Here is a 4,410-nt window from a genome sequence, read left to right on the forward strand (position 1 = left end):
GAACCACCGTAGGTTTTAGCCAGAACGGTAGTGATTGCTGCAGTCAGAGTGGTTTTACCATGGTCAACGTGGCCGATAGTACCGACGTTGACGTGCGGTTTTGTACGTTCAAATTTTTCTTTAGACATCGATTGTCCCTCTAAGACACGGATAAATCGGTGATATCACCACATCAACTAGGCGAAAGCCTGAATTTGTTGAATTCATTAACAGAAGAGAAACAGGGAGGATAAAGGAGGTGGTGCTGATAGGCAGATTCGAACTGCCGACCTCACCCTTACCAAGGGTGCGCTCTACCAACTGAGCTATATCAGCACATCTGGAGCGGGCAGTGGGAATCGAACCCACATCATCAGCTTGGAAGGCTGAGGTAATAGCCATTATACGATGCCCGCATCTCTGGAACTCGGCTACCTGCTTGAATTCTGTATAGAACCTGAGGAGATGCTCCTCAGTCTTCGAGTCGACTAGTTGGATCTCGTCGCCTCGGGCTACGCATAGCGCGGCCTGAAAATGGTGGTGGGGGAAGGATTCGAACCTTCGAAGTCGATGACGGCAGATTTACAGTCTGCTCCCTTTGGCCGCTCGGGAACCCCACCAAGCACTTGATGGTGCCGACTACCGGAATCGAACTGGTGACCTACTGATTACAAGTCAGTTGCTCTACCTACTGAGCTAAGTCGGCATCAAGTAGCGCGCATTCTAGGAAGACCGGCGCCTTGATGCAACAAAAAAATTAAAGAAAATGCACCGCCGCTTATATTTTGCGCGATAGCTCGTAAAAATGATGAATTAAACGGCATTTCGGGCTGATTTTGTACATCAAGGACCGTGATGATTTATACAAAATAGCGTTATTGTGCTCTTCTACTACATGCTTTGCTTACAAAGCACCTTCTTTTAATACTCTGCCACTGCACTAATCTCTCTTCATTTACTTTGGAAGGATGACTTCACTCCCTAACTACTGCTTTTAGACACCTTCATTACTTGATTGCAATGTCAGCCCCGCATCATCAGCCGCAAACTCTTATTCTTCATTAAGCATTTATACGGTGCATTACGAATCAACACCGAGCTGCAACGTGATGCTGTCCTCTCAATGCATCACCACTTTCTTTTTTTCTTATTATTATCCCTCATCTGGTGTTACCCTCCTGCCCATTGTGAAAAGTAATATACGTTGCACGCCTTTGATTACCTGAGATGAGTCCCCTTTTCTCAGTCTGCGTACTACGTTCATTTTTGTCCTGAATTACAGGCAGAAGCATGCTTATGAGTAATAAAGAGCAAATGTTGACGACTCCTTATATGCAGTTCAACCGCAACCAGTGGGCAGCCTTGCGCGACTCAGTACCGATGACACTGACCGAAGGTGAAATCGCCCGGTTGAAAGGTATCAATGAGGACCTCTCGTTAGAAGAAGTGGCTGAAATTTATCTGCCACTCTCACGCCTATTGAATTTTTATATCAGTTCAAACCTGCGCCGGCAGGCTGTATTAGAGCAATTTTTGGGCACTAATGGACAGCGTATTCCCTACGTCATTAGTATTGCCGGCAGTGTCGCTGTAGGTAAAAGTACAACTGCTCGCGTGTTACAAGCCTTACTTAGCCGCTGGCCTGAACATCGCAGCGTAGAGTTGATTACTACTGATGGGTTTCTACATCCGAATAATGTGTTGAAAGAACGCAATCTGATGAAGAAAAAAGGATTCCCGCAATCCTATGATATGCATCGTTTGGTGAAATTTGTTTCTGATATTAAATCAGGGGTGCCGAATGTGACGGCTCCGGTTTACTCTCACCTTATTTATGATGTTATACCTGATGGTGATAAAACGGTTGCTCAGCCTGATATTTTAATTCTTGAAGGATTAAATGTTTTGCAGAGTGGTATGGATTATCCCCACGATCCGCATCATGTATTTGTATCAGATTTTGTTGATTTCTCTATATATGTCGATGCCCCCGAAGATCTACTGCAAGATTGGTATATCACTCGGTTCCTGAAATTCCGTGAGGGTGCATTTACCGATCCGGACTCTTATTTTCATAGTTACGCGAAACTTCCAGAAGATGAAGCTGTGAATGTTGCACTGCAACTTTGGAAAGAGATCAACTGGCTGAATTTAAAAGAAAATATTCTACCCACCCGCGAGCGTGCCAGCTTAATCATGACGAAAAGTGCAAATCATGAAGTGGACTGTGTAAGACTCCGAAAATAGATAACGGGGGATTTAATCCCCCATTATCATTAAGTTATCCCGCGCAGTGATATCTCTCCACCAACCCAAGGTTTAATAACGCCATCTTGTTCTAACAGCAAGCCGCCTTGTTCATTAATTCCTCGTGAGATGCCATGAATTTCTTTGTCACCAATAATTAACCTCACCTGGCGATTAATAAAATTATCGAGCAATTCCCAACGTGGAAGGAATGGTATTAAACCTTGGTCTTCGAATAAATATAATGCCTTACGTAGTTCTTTTATTATTCTGATGGCTAATGCATTTCGATCTATATTAATCCCAGCTTCCTGGAGATTAATCCAGCTTTGATTAATCACGTCAGTTGCCACATTGCGCATCGCAAGATTGATACCTGCGCCGATAACAATTTGTGCCGCATCACCTGTTTTCCCAGTTAACTCAACAAGAATGCCGGCAAGCTTGCGATCATTGAGATAGAGATCATTTGGCCACTTAACTCTGACATTTTCAGCACCTAATTCACGCAACACTTCTGCCATCACAATCCCGATGACAAGACTTAGACCCACCGCAGCTGCTGGACCTTGTTCGAGTCGCCAGAACATTGAAAGATAAAGATTTGCACCAAATGGAGAAAACCACTGCCGACCACGACGCCCTCGACCGGCTTGCTGATATTCAGCAATGCATGCATCACCAGACTGAAGTGATTCAATACGATCGAGTAAATATTGGTTAGTCGAATCAATGACAGGTAATACCGCAACTGAGCCTGTTTCAATTTGCGATTTTATCAGCTCTTCATTCAGTAACTGGATAGGGTCCGGGAGGCTATAGCCTTTCCCTGGGACGGTAAAAACATCCACTCCCCAGTCTCTTAGAGTTTGAATGTGCTTATTTATGGCCGCACGACTCATGCCGAGCTGCTCTCCGAGCTGCTCACCAGAGTGAAATTCACCATCGGCCAGGATACTAATCAGCGTGAGTGGGACTGTATTATCTTTCATGCAATTGTCTCCACTGCACTAACTTCACCACATGTGCCGATGAAACGGACTTCTGGTTCCAGCCACACATTAAATTTCTCCCCGACACACTGACGAATATGATGTGCAAGATCGACAACATCCAGACTTGAAGCACCACTCTCATTTATCAGTACCAAAGCTTGTTGTTGATGCACTGTCGCACCACCTACCTTGTAGCCTTTCAGCTGGCATTGATCGATCAACCAACCTGCCGCCAGTTTTATTGACCCATCGGGCTGAGGATAGTGTGGAATGTTAGTGAAGGCCGCAAGTAGTACAGCAGCCTGTTCGGCATCAACGACTGGATTCTTGAAAAAGCTCCCCGCATTGCCATTAACACGTGGATCAGGAAGTTTTGTCATGCGCATATGGCAAACTGCATCAAATACTTCCTGAGGGGTGACATTTTCAGCATCGAGACGGGCTAAGTCACCATAACTTAATACTGGCTTCCATTGTTTTGGCAAACGTAATCCCACGGCAATGATTGCATAGTGGTTCTGATATTCATGCTTAAAAATACTGTCACGATAGCCAAACTGGCACTGTGAATTATCCAGGCGATGCATCTCATCGGTGATTAAATCAACGCAATCAACGTAATGGCAGACGTTTTTAAGCTCAACACCATACGCGCCAATATTTTGAATTGGTGAAGATCCAGCACATCCCGGAATTAAAGCCAGGTTTTCAAGCCCGGGCATTCCTTGCTGTAAGGTATTTTCAACCAGATGATGCCAGTTTTCACCTGCACCCACATGCAGATACCACGCATCATTTTCTTCCGTCACTTCTATACCTGAAATACGGTTGATAATTACCGTGCCGGAATAATCCTCAAGAAAGAGAACGTTACTCCCCTCGCCCAGAATCAACACTGGCATATTTGCTGCCATTGCTTCACTCCAGGCATCCTTTAATTGTTGCACGGTTTCAGCAATGACAATGCGTGAAGCATTAGCCTGAATACCGAATGTATTGAAAGGTTTAAGAGAAGTGCTCATGTTGGGTATCTTTCCTGAGTTTAAACCCGGTTAGTTTACCTTATATGGATGGGGTTGGCTTGATAAGAGGGGAATATGAAGGGTGATTGCATAAATCGCAGACAGCAAAAAGCCCTGTACATCAGTACAGGGCTTGTATTCGTATCATCCTGATACTCACCCCTCCG

At 44.8% G+C, this 4,410-nt stretch carries 4 protein-coding genes and 4 tRNA genes; 1 reads left to right on the plus strand and 7 read right to left on the minus strand.

What is annotated here, in order from left to right; genetic code table 11:
* The 5 genes from GC128_RS22825 to GC128_RS22845 all read right to left on the minus strand — a co-directional run.
* The coding region (locus GC128_RS22825; protein ID WP_016197641.1) for a GTP-binding protein at positions 1–128 on the minus strand (128 nt) is incomplete at its 3' end.
* Positions 129–239: 111 nt separating this feature from the next.
* A tRNA-Thr gene (locus GC128_RS22830) sits at positions 240–315 on the minus strand.
* Between the two features lie 5 nt (positions 316–320).
* Positions 321–395 (minus strand) — tRNA-Gly (locus GC128_RS22835).
* Positions 396–514: 119 nt separating this feature from the next.
* A tRNA-Tyr gene (locus tag GC128_RS22840) sits at positions 515–599 on the minus strand.
* Positions 600–609: 10 nt separating this feature from the next.
* Positions 610–685: transfer RNA gene (locus tag GC128_RS22845), tRNA-Thr, on the minus strand.
* Positions 686–1,275: 590 nt separating this feature from the next.
* Between GC128_RS22845 and coaA the strand changes: the two genes are divergently transcribed.
* Positions 1,276–2,226: a type I pantothenate kinase gene (coaA, locus tag GC128_RS22850; protein ID WP_064515269.1), complete on the plus strand. Its 951-nt coding sequence runs from the start codon at positions 1,276–1,278 to the stop codon at positions 2,224–2,226.
* Between the two features lie 29 nt (positions 2,227–2,255).
* Here the strand turns inward: coaA and birA are convergent, their stop codons facing one another.
* Positions 2,256–3,218, minus strand: coding sequence for a bifunctional biotin--[acetyl-CoA-carboxylase] ligase/biotin operon repressor BirA (gene birA / locus GC128_RS22855; RefSeq protein WP_151996186.1), 963 nt, complete (start codon positions 3,216–3,218; stop codon positions 2,256–2,258).
* Positions 3,215–4,243 carry a UDP-N-acetylmuramate dehydrogenase gene (murB, locus tag GC128_RS22860; RefSeq protein ID WP_151996187.1) on the minus strand — a complete coding sequence of 343 codons (1,029 nt, stop codon included), beginning with the start codon at positions 4,241–4,243 and terminating at the stop codon, positions 3,215–3,217. Before murB ends, birA begins: the two co-directional genes overlap by 4 nt.
* Between the last annotated feature and the right edge of the window lie 167 nt (positions 4,244–4,410).

This window comes from Buttiauxella massiliensis, from assembly GCF_902500225.1.
Taxonomy (GTDB): Bacteria; Pseudomonadota; Gammaproteobacteria; order Enterobacterales; family Enterobacteriaceae; genus Buttiauxella; species Buttiauxella massiliensis.

Excerpts from the sequence above, each read along its gene's own strand:
- coaA (WP_064515269.1), top strand. The coding sequence starts at position 1,276 with ATGAGTAATAAAGAGCAAATGTTGACGACTCCTTATATGCAGTTCAAC.
- birA (WP_151996186.1), bottom strand. The coding sequence starts at position 3,218 with ATGAAAGATAATACAGTCCCACTCACGCTGATTAGTATCCTGGCCGAT.
- murB (WP_151996187.1), bottom strand. The coding sequence starts at position 4,243 with ATGAGCACTTCTCTTAAACCTTTCAATACATTCGGTATTCAGGCTAAT.